This is a genomic window from Paenibacillus oralis, from assembly GCF_003863965.1.
Taxonomy (GTDB): domain Bacteria; phylum Bacillota; class Bacilli; order Paenibacillales; family Paenibacillaceae; genus Fontibacillus; species Fontibacillus oralis.
In genome coordinates, this window is the sequence record NZ_RRCN01000001.1 from 152,918 (window position 1) to 169,442 (window position 16,525).

General features: G+C 54.6%; 15 protein-coding genes. 3 read left to right on the forward strand and 12 right to left on the reverse strand.

From position 1 onward, the window contains the following. Positions 1-4 precede the first annotated feature (4 nt). From EHV15_RS00700 to EHV15_RS00715, 4 genes are all read right to left on the reverse strand, one after another. A complete protein-coding gene (locus EHV15_RS00700) occupies positions 5-1,528 on the reverse strand; it encodes a DEAD/DEAH box helicase (protein WP_128629583.1) in 1,524 nt (507 codons plus the stop codon). A 542-nt stretch (positions 1,529-2,070) separates the two neighbouring features. Beyond that, entirely contained in the window at positions 2,071-5,526 is a 3,456-nt protein-coding gene (locus EHV15_RS37990; RefSeq protein WP_128629584.1) for a carbohydrate binding domain-containing protein, read from the reverse strand. Between the two features lie 675 nt (positions 5,527-6,201). Continuing rightward, positions 6,202-6,978 carry an SDR family NAD(P)-dependent oxidoreductase gene (locus tag EHV15_RS00710; protein ID WP_128629585.1) on the reverse strand — a complete coding sequence of 259 codons (777 nt, stop codon included), beginning with the start codon at positions 6,976-6,978 and terminating at the stop codon, positions 6,202-6,204. Between the two features lie 35 nt (positions 6,979-7,013). Then, complete coding sequence (locus EHV15_RS00715) at positions 7,014-7,472, reverse strand: chemotaxis protein CheX (RefSeq protein ID WP_128629586.1); 459 nt, start codon at positions 7,470-7,472, stop codon at positions 7,014-7,016. 262 nt (positions 7,473-7,734) lie between these two features. On the opposite strand from EHV15_RS00715, the gene EHV15_RS00720 reads away from it, so the two are divergent. Both EHV15_RS00720 and EHV15_RS00725 read left to right on the forward strand, forming a co-directional pair. Beyond that, positions 7,735-8,637 carry a LysR family transcriptional regulator gene (locus EHV15_RS00720; RefSeq protein ID WP_128629587.1) on the forward strand — a complete coding sequence of 301 codons (903 nt, stop codon included), beginning with the start codon at positions 7,735-7,737 and terminating at the stop codon, positions 8,635-8,637. A gap of 35 nt (positions 8,638-8,672) precedes the next feature. Continuing rightward, positions 8,673-9,482 carry a histidinol-phosphatase gene (locus EHV15_RS00725; RefSeq protein WP_128629588.1) on the forward strand — a complete coding sequence of 270 codons (810 nt, stop codon included), beginning with the start codon at positions 8,673-8,675 and terminating at the stop codon, positions 9,480-9,482. A gap of 156 nt (positions 9,483-9,638) precedes the next feature. Here EHV15_RS00725 and EHV15_RS00730 read toward each other — a convergent pair whose 3' ends face one another. The 3 genes from EHV15_RS00730 to EHV15_RS00740 form a co-directional block, all read right to left on the reverse strand. After that, entirely contained in the window at positions 9,639-10,202 is a 564-nt protein-coding gene (locus tag EHV15_RS00730; protein ID WP_128629589.1) for a GNAT family N-acetyltransferase, read from the reverse strand. Further along, on the reverse strand, positions 10,199-10,930 hold the full coding sequence (locus tag EHV15_RS00735) for a DUF1361 domain-containing protein (protein WP_128629590.1): 732 nt from the start codon (positions 10,928-10,930) through the stop codon (positions 10,199-10,201). The genes EHV15_RS00730 and EHV15_RS00735 overlap by 4 nt, the downstream gene beginning before the upstream one ends. Before the next feature lie 103 nt (positions 10,931-11,033). Next, positions 11,034-11,594, reverse strand: a complete 561-nt coding sequence (locus EHV15_RS00740; protein ID WP_128629591.1) for a GNAT family N-acetyltransferase — start codon at positions 11,592-11,594, stop codon at positions 11,034-11,036. Positions 11,595-11,671: 77 nt separating this feature from the next. Between EHV15_RS00740 and EHV15_RS00745 the strand changes: the two genes are divergently transcribed. Beyond that, a complete protein-coding gene (locus EHV15_RS00745) occupies positions 11,672-11,992 on the forward strand; it encodes an MGMT family protein (RefSeq protein ID WP_036620274.1) in 321 nt (106 codons plus the stop codon). On the opposite strand, the gene nagZ is transcribed toward EHV15_RS00745, so the two are convergent. The 5 genes from nagZ to EHV15_RS00770 form a co-directional block, all read right to left on the reverse strand. After that, positions 11,985-13,301: a beta-N-acetylhexosaminidase gene (gene nagZ / locus EHV15_RS00750; protein WP_128629592.1), complete on the reverse strand. Its 1,317-nt coding sequence runs from the start codon at positions 13,299-13,301 to the stop codon at positions 11,985-11,987. The genes EHV15_RS00745 and nagZ overlap by 8 nt on opposite strands. Further along, positions 13,298-13,876, reverse strand: coding sequence for an LOG family protein (locus EHV15_RS00755; RefSeq protein ID WP_128629593.1), 579 nt, complete (start codon positions 13,874-13,876; stop codon positions 13,298-13,300). Before EHV15_RS00755 ends, nagZ begins: the two co-directional genes overlap by 4 nt. Next, positions 13,873-14,457 (reverse strand): hypothetical protein, encoded by a 585-nt coding sequence (locus EHV15_RS00760; RefSeq protein ID WP_128629594.1) that lies wholly within the window; start codon positions 14,455-14,457, stop codon positions 13,873-13,875. The genes EHV15_RS00755 and EHV15_RS00760 overlap by 4 nt, the downstream gene beginning before the upstream one ends. A gap of 73 nt (positions 14,458-14,530) precedes the next feature. Further along, positions 14,531-14,986, reverse strand: coding sequence for a DinB family protein (locus EHV15_RS00765; RefSeq protein ID WP_128629595.1), 456 nt, complete (start codon positions 14,984-14,986; stop codon positions 14,531-14,533). A 141-nt stretch (positions 14,987-15,127) separates the two neighbouring features. Beyond that, on the reverse strand, positions 15,128-15,877 hold the full coding sequence (locus tag EHV15_RS00770) for a MerR family transcriptional regulator (protein WP_128629596.1): 750 nt from the start codon (positions 15,875-15,877) through the stop codon (positions 15,128-15,130). Positions 15,878-16,525: the final 648 nt, after the last annotated feature.

The following is a 16,525-nucleotide window of genomic DNA, read 5'->3' on the forward strand; positions in this document are numbered from 1 at the left end:
TTCGTTAACCCTGCGGCGGTTTATTTTTCAGCCAACGGGGCGCGCCTTTGTTTTTGCGGTCTTCCAAACGCGATTTCTTGCGTTGGCCGGCCGGGCTTACTTTGCGCGTTCCTCCGGCAGCCGCCCCGCCGTCCCAAGCGGACGTCGCGGCCTTGCGCCCGGGGGCCGTCAGACTGCCTCGGCCGTTTTTTCCCGCTGCCGAACGCCCGGCGCTCCCGCGGTCGTCACTGTCCGGCAGCTCCAGCCCGGCCGGTTTGCCCCGGCGCCCTTCTTCGGCGGGATAGCGGCCGCCAGGCGCGCGAGGCCCTTCCGCCGCGTGGCGGCGGGCAGCGCTCACTCCCGCTTTTTTGCCTCCGGACGGATGCCGGTGCCTCCCGGCTGACGGCTGTTCCTCCAGCCCCAGCACTTCGCCCTGATACATCGTCTTCGGCTCGATTTCGATGCCCAGCTCGCGCGAAAACTTGCGCATGATGAACTCTTCCTGCGGCGAGACGATCGAGACGGCCAGGCCGCGCTTGCCCATCCGCCCCGTGCGTCCGGCGCGGTGTACATAATGCTCGGCGTCGGCCGGCGGATCGAGATTTACGACCAGGGCGAGATCCTCGATGTCCAGGCCTCTGGCGGCTACGTCGCTGGCCACAAGCAGGCGGATTTTGCCTTCGCGGAATCGCTTCAAGGTGAGGCTGCGGGCCGCTTTGTCCGCATCGCCGTATAAAGCGCCGGCGCTAAGGCCGACATAGTTCATTTTGCCTTCCACCTCGGCGATCTGGTCGGTGTGGTTAATGAACACGATCGTCCGGGCCGGATCGAAATGCCTTACGATCCGGCGCACCATATCGATTTTGTCGCGCGGTTCGCAGACGAAATAAATATGCTCCAGACTTTTGGAAGTCCGATGTTCCGGCTCGATCCCGATTTCCGCCGGGTTGTTCATCTCTTTAGCCGCCAGGGCCCGGATGTCCGGGGTAATCGTCGCTGACAAGAACATCAGCTGCCGGTCGCGCAGCGTTGCGCGCAAAATATGCTCCACGTCGGCCGTGCCCCCGAGCTTGAACATCTGGTCGGCTTCGTCTACGACGACGGTTTTTAGCGTGTGCAGCTTCAGTTTGCGGAGCGCGAGAATCTCCCGGATCCGCCCCGGGGTTCCGACCACGAGCTGGGGATGCTGCTTCAGCCGCTCCAGCTGTCTTTTGACGGAGGCTCCGCCGATCAGCGACTGGGACAAAATCCCCAGCGCTTCCCCGTATTTCTCCGCCTCCCGCAAAATCTGCATGGCAAGCTCCTGCGTTGGCGCAAGGATCAAACCCTGCAGCGTTTTGGCTTCCGGATCGATGGACTGCAGGATCGGCAGCAAATAAGCCAGCGTTTTTCCGGTTCCCGTCTGCGATTGCGCAAGCACGTCGCGTCCTTCCAGCGCCGCGGGAATGCATTCCGCCTGTACCGGCGAAGGTTCCGTAATACCGTAGTCCATCAGCTTCGCGGACAACAGCTCTCCGATTCCAAGCCCGGCAAACGTCGTGTTTGTCATATCCATTCATCCTTTTTCATTTATCGTTAATCACCCTTGATCATTGCTTAGAAATGTTAATATTTTCATTATATGCGATATTCGCTGGTCACAACAAATAAATACCTCAAGAAAAGCGTCATTCGAGGTGCATTTTAGGTGGACAGACTGCGTTAAGCGGCAGTTTTTCTTATGATATAAGGAAGCTGGAGCTCCGGGGTTATGCGAAATCTGAACTATGTGTGAAATCTGGGTTACACCAAATCAGTGGTTAGGCCAAATCCGTGATAATGCCAAATCCGTGATAATGCCAAATCCGTGTCTGTGCCTGTGCCAGCAACCACGAAATGCAAAAGTGCAGGCGAATTTTGTCAAAACCTCCCGAAACGGTCCATCGAAATGTAAAAGTGCAGTTCATTTCCGGGCAAAAGGTACTTTTTTATCGAGCAGCCCCAAATCTGATGTACTTTTGCAGTTGATTCAGTCAGTCCACCTCCTACAAAAACCCCCCTTGCCATGATCGCTCATGACAAGGGGGCATTTTTCGCTCGATCTCCATTTGTCTAGGCGGACAGACGGCTTACCCGTGAATCCCCAGAATGAGGCAAGCCTACGGATTTGGCATCACGTAAGATTGACAATGTTTCCGGCACCGCTTCAAAAGCAGGCGGCTCGGGAACAACCGGCGCCGGCTCGATTTCGGACGCTGGCTCCGGATCCGGTAAAGTATCCGGAAGCGGTGATTCCAGCCCGGTCTGATTTTGATTGGGTTCCAAACCGGCGGAACCCGCCGTTTCCTCGGCAGACGCAGGGACGGTCGGCGCGCCCTCCCGTATATTGCCATAGCTGCTGAAAGTCCATGTCCCTATCTCAAAAAAGTAATTTTTACCGTTGTTGCTGTCCCATTGACCGCTGCCATTGCTAAAGCAGGCTTCCAGCCTTTGCGCCGTTCCGATATCGACCGTCAGCTTGCTGTAGCCCGCTACTTCGGACGATTCCATTCGCACGCCCGGTACGGCTGTCCATTCGCCGCCTTCCGGACGGTAGTGCATGTACGGCGTGCTGAAGCCTTCCTTATAATAAACGGTCACTTGATTGCCAGCACTCGGATTGGGCGCACCCTCGTTTATCTTTCCATTCGCGGAATACGTCCAGGTGCCTACCCCGAAGAAGTAGTTCCGCTGATTGTTGCTGTCCCATTGACCGCTGCCATTGCTAAAGCAGGCTTCCAGCCTTTGCGCCGTTCCGATATCGACCGTCAGCTTGCTGTAGCCCGCTACTTCGGACGATTCCATTCGTACGCCAGGTACGGCTGTCCATTCGCCGCCTTCCGGACGGTAGTGCATGTACGGCGTGCTGAAGCCGTGCTTGTAATATACAGTGACCTGGTTGCCGCCGGTTCCCGCCGGCTCGGTCGTTACTTCCAACGGATCACTTGACGCGGATACATTGCCCGCGGCATCGCGCGACTTGACAGAATAAACGTAAGCGGTTTCAGGAGAGAGGGCCGTATCCGTATACACGGTTGCCTCCGTGCTTCCGATTTTCTCTGTTCCCCGGAAAATATCATAGGCGGCCACACCGACATTATCGGTTGCAGCGGTCCAGGCGAGGCTTACCGTACGATCCGTTACCGCAGTCGCGCGGAGGCCGGTCGGAGCCGTCGGCGCTTCCGTATCCCCTTGACCGTCGGGATTCGAATCATGCCACCGCCCATCATACCAGCCGTCTGCGGTCAGCGGGAAGCCGGGTTGGTTCTGTCCTGGATTTTGTCGCCCTTTGTCATCCCTGAATATAACCGTAGCGTTATCCACGCCATCAATCGTATAGGAATACCAGTCTCCCGTCCCTCTCGTCATGACCGGGGCTTCCGCCCAAGTAGGCTCGGCCACCTTAGGCGAAGTTTCATAGAAATACAGGTGAGGCGTTCCCCAGTCAGCGGGCTTTTTGAAATGAACGCTCAACCCGGCATTCGGATCTTTCTTCGTAAAGATATACTGCTGTGTGGAAACACCATCTTCATTTACGGCATGCATTCTCAATGTTAGCTTATCGTTGAACTCCATATTTTCGCCAATTGTAACCTCCGTCCCGTCGGTGAAGGCGATCCCCTGCTGCGGATCGTTGCCGTCCAGCGTGTATTTCCCGCTGTCCGCCTTCCTCACTTGCAGCTTAACCGTGAGCGTGTCCGTCTTAAAGTTTCCTCCCGCAGGGTCGGCGAACAGCAGCGGCAGCGGGGATTCCCCGATCTGTTCGATCAGAATCAGTCCGTTGGCTCCTGCCGTGAAAGTCGCTGTACCGCCGCTGACGACCGCCTCGTTTCCGGTGTAAGCGTCTCGAACGAGCGTTCCGTCCGGGAACACGGGCGATACGTTGACTGTAGTAGAGCCGGAGGCGTTCATAGCCACGACAACCTTGTCCTCAATGCCGTCCTTGGCGTACGTCCGGCTGAACGTATACGGGCTGTCCGCGATTTTGGCGTGCCGGCCCGCTCCGACCGCAATATGGTTGTTCCGGAACTGGCCGACCTTCTGCCAATGGGACAACACGTTCGGGTTGATATTGTCCCAATTCATCGCTGAACGCGTTCCCTGCTGCGGGTCGGAACCGGTTTCCCCAAAAGGTCTGGCGGTTTCGTCGCCGTAGAAGATTTGCACTCCGCCCGGCAGCAGAAGCAGCGCCGTTCCGGCCTGGATCAATCGACCGCGGTCATACAGGCTGGTATCATGCGAAGAGATGTAGCTAAGCACGTTAAAGTTCGGATCGTTGTTCAGCTTTGCGGCATAGTCCGAATAGACACCTTCCGGGGAATTGATATTGGCGCCCTGAAAGCTGAAATTGATAACCGAATCAAAGCCGTAATTAAAATATTCGCTTTTGCCGACGCCATGTCCCCAAACTTCCCCGGTCATCCAGAAAACTTCGGTCCACTCCGCGCCCGGTTTGTCCGGATTGTTCTGCCTCCATCTGTCCAAAGCTGCGCTGGCCTCATTTTTCAGTTGTTGCCAGCGGTTTAGTTCCACATGCTTGGCCGTGTCGGCCCGGAATCCGTCAATCCCGAACTCTTCAACCCAGGCCGCCAGCCACTTGACGAGGTAATCCGCCGGGGCCACGCCAAGGTCTTTTCTTAAAGGAGCCGCCGCGGGAACGATCCACCGCTCGTAGGCCGTCGTTTCTTTAGCCCATTTCGTTTGCAGGAGCGGAGCCAGCCCGATGTTGTTCGTCACATTCGTGCGGAAGTCCGGCAAGTTGCCGACAAGTTGCGTCAGATCGTTTGAACCTCCAGGCTCGTAACCGGCAATGCCGGCCCGTACCCAGGTATTCCACCATTTTGACCAGGCGGAAGCGTCGTTATAGTTAATGTAATCGTGAACGCTGTGCCAGGTTTGCCCATTGCCCGGAGTCCAGTTTGCGCCGACCGTTTTGCTGCCGAAACCGTACTCTTCCATATCTTTCAGGGTGTTGTAACCCGGATGGTTCATCACCACGTCAAGCACGACACGGATTCCTTGGGCATGCGCCGTATCCACAAATTCGCGCATATCCTCGACGGTTCCCATGTTGCGGTCCATCATTGTGAAATCGAGGGCGTAATAGCCATGATAGCCGTAATGGGCAAAATCGCCGCCATTGCCTCCGCCGACAAACCCGTGAATCTGCTCATACGGGGCCGTAATCCAGATGGCATTGACGCCCAAGTCCGTAAAGTAGCCTTCGTTCAGTTTTTGCGTAAGCCCTTTCAAATCTCCGCCATGGAAAGTTCCGATATTTTTGCCGGTCGCATCCCGGGAAGGTCTTCCGTACGAATTATTGTTGCTTGGGTCCCCGTCTTTGAAACGGTCCGTTAAGACAAAATACACGTTGGCGTTATCCCAACTGAAGGTTGGCTTCTTGTCGGAAATGTCTGTTGGAGTAGCCGAATCAGCTTGTGCGGAAGGCAGCGGATGGATAAAAAAAGATGTTGCAAAAAACATGACGGCTACAAACAGTGCCGTTATTTTCCGAACTCTCTTATGCATTGCAAGTCCTCCTTCAATTTTTTGGTTCGCAAGCATCGATTTTGGCTTGTCCTGATGTATTTCCACTTTGTGCAAACGTTTGAATTTTAATCAATATTGATTCCTAACTCCATTTAAGCGTCAAACTATCTTGTGCAAACGTTTGAATTTTTGGGCGTGCTTCACTCACCTCCAATACGGGATATTACAGTTCCTTAAATACAAAGGTGGTGTAAGCGCGTTCAAAATTGAGTATTCCTAAAAATGTTTATTTGTTTAAGGAACTGTAGTTTGATTGTACCAAATATTTCTGTTTTTTCAATATTTTTTATGCGTCTTGCCGTATTCTCGGAGAAATAGCGGTAAATTATGGCGTTATTCTGTAAATTCAGCTTGTCGTTCGCCAAATAGCGGAAATTTTGGGCCCTATTTTACATGAAGCCGGGGAAAATCACCTTTTCCTCTCCTTTTGCCAAGAATAGCGGTAAAAAGTTCCGTTATTTTGCTATAGCTGCCTTTCTCGCCAAAAATAACGCCCTTTTTTACCGCTATGGCCGCGTCTCCCGCAACTTCAGTAGTTTCCGCAACTTCCCCGGTTTCCGCGCCTTCCGCGCCTTCCGCGCCTCGGCAAATCATAACCGCTTGACCGGACACTTTTCATATACACAAAAACCCGCCCTCACAGGCAGGTCATGGTTATTTCTTATTCAGCATCCGGTAGCTGATCCGATCCGCCAAGCCAGGAAACATCTGGTACCATTTCGCGCCCACCCCGGCGATCCAGGGAAGGTTGATTTCCGTACGGCCCTTCTCGGCGGCGGAGACGATCGCTTTAGCTACTCTCTCCGGTTTTAGCATGAACCATTTGACGTTGCGTACGTATTCTCCGTTCGGATCGGCAAGGTCAAAAAACGGCGTATCGATCGGCCCCGGGTTGATTGTCGACACTTTAATGCCGTACTGCCGGAGCTCCTGGCGCAGCGCGCTGCTAAAGCCGACCACGGCGTGTTTGGTGGCGGTGTAGGCCGTCGATTTGGCGGTGCCGATTTTGCCCGCCAGCGAAGCGACGTTCACGATCGTGCCGGAACGCGCCGACTTCATGTACGGCAAAACGGCTTGGGCGCAGCGGACCATTCCTATGTAATTTACGTTCATCATTTCCGCAAATTCGGGTAAAGGCATTTGGTCGAAAAATTCGAACTTGCCGTACCCGGCATTGTTTACCAGGACATCCACCCGCCCGTACTCGGAAAACACCCGTTCAAATCCCGATCGCGTCGAAGCATCGTCGCTCACATCCATTTCAAGCAGCTGATACGGCCCCTTCATGCCCGCTCCGACCTGTTTCAGCTTATCCAGCGAACGTGCGGCAAGCACGACGACGCCTCCCCGCTCCGACAGCATTTGCGCCGACAGCGCGCCGATGCCGCTGGATGCGCCGGTTACGACAACGATCCGATGGTTCAAAGACATGGTCATTCATCCCTTCAAACTAGGATGCTCCTATCTTAAGAGATCATCACCTGAATGTCCAGTTCGCCGATGCCGTCCATCAGCAGTGGTATGCAGAGCGCTTTGCGCGGCAGGAATCCGCTGGCCGTTCCCGTCTTGATCACCTGCGGGGGCGTAATATCTACCGCAAAACCCTGGTTGGACAACAATGTGCTGGCATTTCCGCTGATCATATTTCCCAGCTCCGAAATCGCGCTTTGCCCCATCTCGTCCATCTCCGTAAGCACAAATCCGCCCATCATCGCCGATACGATCCGGAGGGCGACGTTTTCCTGCAAACCGAACACAACCATGCCGCTGAAATGGCCGGTCATGCCGATCTGAATCCAGATATGATCCTGTACGGGAATCACATCTTTGACGCCCATGCTCCCAGTTGAAGGAGAAATTTGAACGACCTGTTCAATGACCGAACGCGCTGATTCAAGAAAAGGATTTATCACTTCTGCTTTCAAAATTATGCGCCCCTTTTCACTAGGAGAATAACTTAATCAATACAAAAGACCCATCTTTTAGTTATTGCTAATTATACTTTATTCCTATTCATAAGTCATTAAAAATCGCAGATTTGCGTCGAATAGCACATAATAATGAAGGATGCTTCAAGTCCCAGGGCGGCCGATCATTGATTTACTTCGGGAAAATCACCTATAATTAATAAAATCAAAAGGAAGCCTCGTCAGGGATAACAAACCTACGGGAAAGGAGGTATGCCTGGTGAACATCAGCCAGTTGGAAACATTAATCACCATTTCCAAAACCAAAAGCTTCCGCAAAGCCGGAGAACTGCTGAATCTGACCCAGCCCGCCGTGTCCGCGCAGATCAAAAGCCTCGAGGACGAATTCCGGACCGTGCTGGTCGACCGCAACCAACCCGTCACGCTAACCGACCGGGGACAGGTATTTCTTGAGCAGGCGGAACGGATACTGGATATTGTCGAGGAGCTCAAGCAGAAGCTGTCCGATATGGAGCACACGCCGCAGGGCCATATCGTACTGGGGACCACGACGTCGATCGCCATCCAGATCCTGCCGCGTATTTTGTCCTATTTTCAAGACCAGTTCCCCTTGATCAAAACGACCATCCAGTCCATGCCGTCCAGTCTGATTTATCAAAACGTGGAGCAAGGGCTCGTCGATATCGGGATCGGTTATTTGATTGAAAACAACCCGCAGGTGTTGTCTTCGGTGCTTTACTACGACACGTTCGAACTGGTCGTTTCGCCGCTGCACCCTCTGGCCAGCCTTCCCAGTCCTTCGCTGGATTCGCTCCGGGAGGTTCCGCTCATTATGCTGTCTCCCGACACCGTCGGACGGCGGTTCATCGATGAGGTGTTCAAGAGGCACGAAATCGACCCCCATATCGTCATGGAGCTGTCCAGCAGCGAAGAAGTCAAACGGATGGTGGAGATCAATCTGGGGGCGGCGATTATTTCCAAACAGTCGATTTTGCGGGAGCTGAAACAGGGTTCCCTAAAGATCGTCCCGATCCCCGAGCTGGAGGTTACTCATCCGGTCGGGGTCATCTATAAATCCAGCCGGTACGTCAATTCGGCGATGCAGCAGTTTCTCGGAGACTTGAAAGGCATGCCGGAAACGCATTTCATCAGTTCCGAATAACCGGCAGTCCCTAACTGAAAGGAGCCGACAGATTTATGAAGTTCGACCTTCATACGCACCATTTCCGCTGCGGACATGCCGACGGCAATATCCGGGATTATATCGAGGCCGGCATCGCCGCCGGCTTGTCCGTGATCGGCATCAGTGACCATACCCCGTATTTCGGCAGTCCGGAGGACAGACCGTTTCCCCGGATCTCGATGGGCAAAAAAGAGTTCGCCGGCTACGTCGACGAAGTGCTGAAGCTGAAAAGGGAATACGAGGGTAAAATCGACGTTCTGCTCGGGATCGAATCCGATTTTTTCCCGGAACATGCCGAAGTTTATCGGAATACACTACACCAGTATCCGTTCGATTATGTGATCGGCTCGGTGCACAGCGTCGGCGAGGTGAGCATTTTCAACAAAAACCGTTGGAAAGGCCTCAGTCCGCAGGAAAAAATCGCTACGAAAGAAGCCTACTATGATTTGATCCGGCAATCGGCGCGAAGCGGAATGTTTCAAATTCTTGGGCATATCGACGCTATGAAAGGCAACTATCCGGCGTTTTCGGATATTCCCGCCGCGGAGGCGATCGACGATACGCTGAAGACGATCGCGGAAAGCGGGGTGGCTATCGAGATCAACACCTCGGGAAAAACCAAGCTGAGCGGCGGCTGGTATCCTGCGGACGCCATTCTCGAACGCGCGCTGCATTTTGGCGTCGATGTCACGTTCGGATCGGATGCCCATATCCCTCAGCGCGTTGCCGACGAATGGGAAGATGTCGCCCGGCGTCTTAAAACAATCGGCTTCCGCGAATGGGTGTATTTCAAAAACAAACAAAAGATATCCGTGCCGCTGTAACTTATCCGGTCAAAAAAAGAGAATCCGCGCCGCATGCACCGGATTCCAAAGAGAAAATATATATTCAAAAGGGGGTCATGTAATAAGTGTACCCTCTTTCTATTAGGGTTTGATCACAGCTATATTTCAATTGTGTAACAAAAATCGTTCCTTTTGTTAAAAGAACCAATTGCGTTCGCAAGTATAGAGCAGCAGCTTTTCCTCCTGCCCCTCCCGCCCTGCGGCGGGCGGAATGTGCGCTTCGCGGCGCATACCGCATTTTTGCAGCACGCGCTCCGACGCCGGATTGCCGCTGCTGCAGCGGGCCTCGATTTTCGCCAGCCCCAACGTCTCAAACCCAAAGCCCAGCACAGCCTGGGCCGCCTCGGTTGCCAGCCCCCGATTCCAATAAGCCGGCGACAGCATGTAGCCGATCCGCGCTTTTTGGCCGTCCGAGCTTAAGTATTGTAAGGAACACAGCCCGATGAACCGCCCTTCCCGTTTGCATTCCACCGCAAAATGAAGATCCCGCAAACTGCGGTAAGACTCTTCGAAATAGCGGAACAAACGCTCCGGAAACTGCAGCTTGTCCGAACGGATCGCCGCATGCTTGCGTACGGCCGGATCGGTGATGCAGTCGTATAAAACGTCCGCGTCACGGAGCTCCAGCTTGCGCAAAACAAGCCGGTCGCTCTCCAGCACCGGAAACCGCTCCCGCAGCTTTTGTCTGATGCCGCTCAAAGGTCACCAACCCGCTTTCGCATCGCCCCGGCCCCGTACAATACGACATAACAAAACAACGTTATGATAAATATCCACTTGCAGAACGCCAGCGCATGCGAAACATTGCCGGGATCAGCGAAGTAAGCCGCGGTCTCCCGCACCACATACATCGGGGATCTCAGCAAATCCCAGCTGTTCCAGCGGATAAAACGGCCCAGATAAATGCCGAAGCTGCTTAGCAGCAGCACCGCGATCGCAAACGCCCAGCCGGCGGCGCTTCCCCAGGCTCTCCGGACCAGCCCGTGAACCGAAGCGAGGGAAACGGAAGCGAGCGCCAAACCAAGCAACGCGACAAAAAACAAGGTGAACAGATGATCCCAAAATGACATTTCAAGCCAAAATTTCCCGGTTTCCGAGATCGGATACCGGTTAAAGGGATGCAACATGTCGGTAATTAAATAGGCCGCGTTCGGGTAAAAAAACAGCCAAATCAAACCGGCCGGAAGCATTAGCCCCCATCTTGCCGGCCGGGACGGAATCAGGCTGATGAAATCAAGCGCAATCGCCATTCCCAGCGGAATCCAAGCCAAAAACGTGTTCCAGATCAGGAACAGGTAGGGAGGACGCCCTCCTCCAGGCAGCTGCGTATCGATGACGTATTTCATGCCGATCACGCTTGCGGCGAATAACGCGATATACAAGTACAATTTGACGGGGTATCCCAGCTCTTTAAAAGTTTGCCGCATTCACGCACCTCCTGCTCTCTATATTTTAACGAATAAACGATGATGACGCTCGAATTGTTACGGCGTATCATGGCTTACCCGTGAGGGCTGAACCGGCAGGCGCCTATTCCATCGCTTCGTTTCTGAGCACCATATGAATATGATCCTCCCACGCCCCGTTGATGTACAGATATTTGTACGCCAAGCCCTCATGGTAAAATCCGCATTTCTCGGCGACCCGCAAGGAAGCCGCGTTGCGCGGAATGATGTTGGCTTCGATCCGGTGCAGATAAAGTCCTGACTCGGCAAAAGCGTACAACGTCACCCGGCGAACCGCTTCGGTCATGTACCCCTTTCTATGCTCCTTCCCATCTAGCCCGTATCCCAGATGACAGGATTGAAAAGCGCCCCGCACAATGTTGCTTAAGACCACTGAACCGATGATCCGCCCCGGCTCCTCCTGACGAAAAATCCACCATTTGCACAGGTCGCCGCTTGCGATTTTCTCCGACTCCTGATGAAGCAGCTCGCGCTGGTATTCCAACGTGTAGTACTCGGGCTCCTTGGTTCGCTCCCAAGGTCCGAGCACTTCCCTGTTCCGGCGCAAATAATCCAGGACGGCTTCCGCATCCGGCGCGCCCAGCTCTTTCAAGATCAGCCTTTCGGAGTATAAAATAGATTTCATACGACCACCTCAAGCTTATTAAGTTAAACTAATAAGTATACGGACAATAAGTACTATGTGAAGGAGAGTTATGCACCATGCAGCCGTTTACCGCTAAAGTGATTGAAGTTATCGCCGCCATCCCGCCCGGAAAAGTGATGACGTACGGCCAAATCGCCGCTTGCGCCGGAAGCCCGCGGGCCGCTCGCCAGGTCGTGCGGATTTTGCACAGCATGAGCCGCAAGCACGGGCTTCCCTGGCACCGCGTCGTCAATGGGCAAGGGCAGATTGCGCTGCAGGACGAGGAGTCTTTCCAGGAGCAGGTCTGGAACCTGGAAGCGGAGGACGTTGAGATACTGCCGCACGGCCGGATCGATTTAACCCGGTATCAATATCACCCGGATCAAGCGGCTATTTAAGCCCATTCTCCTCCAGCAGCGAGCGGATTTCCCGGTTGATCGCTTTTACGTCCGGACCGGTAGCCGGCTCCCCGGCCAGCACGTATTTCGCTTTCAGCTTCAGCACGTTGTACACACGGTCGTCCAGCACTTCGGCGGATATTTTCCCCGAGGCCACGGCTTCGCGAATCGCTTGAATTACCGCCTTCTCTTGATCGTAGTTATGTCCAACGAGCACGATATTGCCGCCGGCCAGCAGGAACTGCACCGCCGCATCGCCGATGTCGTAGTTTTTGACGATCGCGCCCATCGTCATATCGTCGGAAATAATCGTCCCTTTAAACTGGAGTTCCTCCCGCAGCAAACCGTGAATGACCGGTTCGGAGAAAGAAGCCGGATGGTCAGGGTCCAGCTTCGGCAGCAGCAGGTGGGCGATCATCATGACGTCGGCGCCTTCCTTGATCGCACGCGCGAACGGAACCAGCTCCAGCTTGCGCAGCCGGTTCAGGTCATGCTCGACCACCGGCAGGCCCAGGTGAGAATCGACCGCCGTATCGCCGTGGCCGGGGAAATGCTTCACGACCGGGATGACACCTTGCTCCCGGATCCCGTTCATAACGGAAATCCCCATCTTGCTGACGATTTCCGGCTCCTCGCCAAACGCGCGGTCCCCGATGACCGGGTTGTCGGGATTGCTGTTGACGTCGAGCACCGGCGCAAAATCGAGGTTCAGACCGAAGCCGGACAGCTCCTTGCCGATGACTCCGCCGATTCGTCCGGCCAGTTCCTCGCTGCCAACATCGCCGATTGCGCGCATCGCCGGCAGCCTATCGAACTCTCCGGGCATCCGGCTGACGCGCCCGCCCTCTTCATCAACGCTCAGAAACAGCGGGACAGGCTGATCCCGGTTCGCCGCCTTGAGCGCGTTAAACAACGCGAGCGCCTGCTTTTTATCCTGAATATTGTCCTTGTAAAAAATAAATCCGCCGACATGCTCCTTTTCGATCAAATCGCGGACGTTTTGATTGATCTCGGTGCCGTCCATGCCGACCAGCACCAGCTGGCCGATTTTTTCGTCGGTGCTCAGCTTGCCGAGCTGATCGCGGACGGGATCGGCAGGCGCCGGCTCGGATTCGCCGGCGCCGGGAGCGTTCCCCGCCCCAGCCGAACCGTCCGCCGGTGGCTGCACGTTCGTCCCGCCGCTTCCGGCGGAGGAAGAACCGTTCGCACCGTCCCCGGCGCCTGCGCCCGGCGTTCCCGAGCGGCCACCGCACCCGCTGACGATCAGCACGAGCAATAAAATCACGACCACGCTCCGATAACCTGTCATTTTTCCTGCCTCCACTTGGTTTCGGCGATCGCCGGCACAAAATTTTTCATCCGGGTGATCAGCTCGCCCGGGTCATCGGCCATATTAATCAGCGACAGATGGCCTTCATTGACAAACTCCGCATCGATGCAGGATTTCACCAGCCCGAGCAGCGGATCGAAATAACCGGCCGCGTTCAATACGCCAATCGGCTTCCGGTGAATTCCGATCTGCAGCCAGCAGAGCGCCTCAAACAGCTCTTCCAGCGTGCCGAAGCCGCCCGGCAGCGCGATAAAGCCGTCCGCCAGCTCGCTCATTTTCGCTTTGCGGGCGTGCATATCCTTGACTTCAATGAACTCCGTCAAGCCGCGGTGGACCGCTTCCCCGTGAAGCAAGCCGGTGGGCATCACTCCGACGACTCCGCCGCCGCCGGCAAGCGCGGCATCGGCCACGGCGCCCATCAGCCCGTGCTTGGAGCCCCCATAGACGAGGCGGAAGCCGTGCTCGGCCAAATAGCGCCCAAGCTGCTCGGCCGCGCCACGATATCGTTCATCCTTGCCAAACCTTGAACCGGCATATACGCATATCGTTTTCATCCTCTTCCCCCTCTTATTCCATTATGGCCCGCCGGCCGCTCCGGCACCGCTTCGGTTTCACCCGCGACATTCCAGCGGTGCCTGTATTTCTCAAGCTTGGGATGCGGGACGGCAGGGTTATCCGACAACAGTAATCTCAGCTTGACGATCCATTCCTCAAACGAAGAAAACCCCGCAAACCGGTTCGCCATGTCCGGCGTCATGTACAAAAAATAAGGGGCCGGATATTTTTCCGTCAAATACCGGAACGCGGCATCCGCCGGCGTATATTTCTTCCGCTTCCCCTCCCAGCCTTCCACCAGCACCTCCACATCCGCAGCACCTCGCTCCCGCTTCCACTCATGCAGCCGATCCTCTCTTTGGTAAAACGGGCCGGCCTGCTCGTTCGACATCCGCTTCACGGTGAGTTCATGCAGCGGGTACAGCACAAGCTTGGCAAACGCCCGGCGGGCCGCCTCCTTGGCCGCAAAATCCAGTTCTTCATCCGAGATGTGCATAAAAGAGTCGTAAAAAATGACCGTGCCTTTCCGGCTGGGTACCGGAGGCTCATATCCAAAGGGCACCTGAATGTTTTGTCTCAAACGTTGTTCCTCCTTGGGGCAGCCAAAATTGGGATATAAGGATAGAATGCCCTTTTTGCGAAAGAAAAAGCAGCTACACGATGCCGCGGTTGATAAAGTTGGCGGAAACGGGAGCCCGTCCCAACTCGCGGGACCACACGGACAGTTGGCCGATATGGTGAATTTCGTGGGCGATGGTGTGCCGGAGAATTTCTCCGGCGGTGAAATGGCGGGCTCCATCGGTGACCGGGAGCCCCTCCATATCGTCCGTCCAGTTGCCGAGAAAATCCGCCACTTCTTTATGAAACTCAGCCGATAGTGCTTTCACTTTATCCAAAGTATCGTACTGCTCAAACGGCTCCTGAAAATCCGGCTTTCCCTGAATGACGCGAATCCAGCTCCATTCCACATCGGCGATATGAAACAGCGTTTCCAGGATACTTCCGACGCCGCCAACCCGCTTTCGCAGCAGCTCCTCCTCCGGCAAATTTTCGCACCAGGCAAACCACTCATCCCTGACTTGCCAGTTGTATTGGAACATTTTCAGCATACATTCATCTCCTTTCCCAAACCGGCTTTTCTAAAGCCGTAGTACCCTGATTCTACCATAAGTCCCGGGCAAAAAAATCCGCGGAATGTAAAATGCCCTTTGGCGCGGCCAAAGAGCATTGGGGATCGTAAATAGTCTGCGTTACTGCCGTAAAGCAAAAGCTTCCGCCGCGGCGTGCAAATAATACGCCAGCCCGGTTTGCTGACTCTCCAGCATATTCCGGTGGAACTCGTCGCTTAGGAAAAAGCCGGTCTGGCCCGCAAAATCGGCCGCCGTCAGCGTATGCCCGTGCTCATTTAAAAATGCCAGATGCCCTACGATCAGACTTTGAATCGAATCGTCCAGGTGGCTTACTTTTTCCTGCAGACCTTTGGCCATCCGGTTCATGAATGCCGCCGCTTCGGCCGCCTGCTCGTTCATTTGCGGGACATCGATCGGGCCGTCATCCACCAGCCGGACTCCATAATTTTGCTCCAAATGGCGATCCTGTTCCCGCAGCGCCTCCTTCCATTCTTCATCGCTCGTAAACCCTTTGAACATATCCTGATCGTTCATAGTATCTCCTTTCTCCGCAGCGCGGATCGATTTCTCCAACGTTTGAATCATCGTCTCCAGCCTGTGCTTGCGCTCATGCAGCAGCGCTTTTTGCTCCGACAAAATCGCCGCGCGGTCCGGCTCTCCCTCCAGCAGCAGCTGGATCTGTGCCAGCGGCAGGTCCAGCTCACGGTAGAACAAAATTTGCTGCAATCGCTCCAGCTCCTTCATGCCGTACAGCCGGTATCCCGCCTCGCTGATTTCGCACGGCAGAAGCAAGCCGATTTTATGATAATGGTGCAGCGTTTTAACCGTTACGCCGGATAAGGCCGAAACTTCTTTGACGGTATACGGCATTTGGTTCTTCCCTCCTTTCCGAATCTCGCATTTGCCGGCTCACTTTCAGCTTAATGCCTCCCCTAAGAGGAGAGTCAACGGTCTTCAAGAATAAATTGCATTTAGAAAAACCTCGCCGCTGGCGAGGTCCTTTGTCACGCAATCCCATACCTTGGAGGCGCAGAAAGGTCTAACGGACACCAGCGACCTTATCCGCCCATTTCCCGGGTATTTCCCAGCCTAACGGACACCAACGCCCCTATTTCGTTCTAAACCAGTACATCCAGGCCGATTTGAGGTAAATAAGGTCTTCTGTGTCCGTTACATTTTGCAATCCTCCGTTTTTTCGAAAGTAACGGCTCTGGTGTCCCTTAGCCCCCTGATTCCTCTTCTCCTCCCCTCTCTACCTGCGCATCGCCCTCTACCAGACCCAAAACTAGACCATGAGCCCGACCTAAATCAACGCAAACGAATTAAAGTATTCTTTTCTTGGGGTGGGCGGCAGATCAACACTCACTGTCCGGACGCTTTGCACGATTATCCCGTTTGATCAGGGTAGCAGAGAAACAGACAAGCTTGGGAGAAGAAAATATTTGGCGGAGAAGCAGATCGGTTCGAGATAATTTAGACGGGCTTAGGAGAAGGAATCAGGTTTAGGGGAGGTGAAAC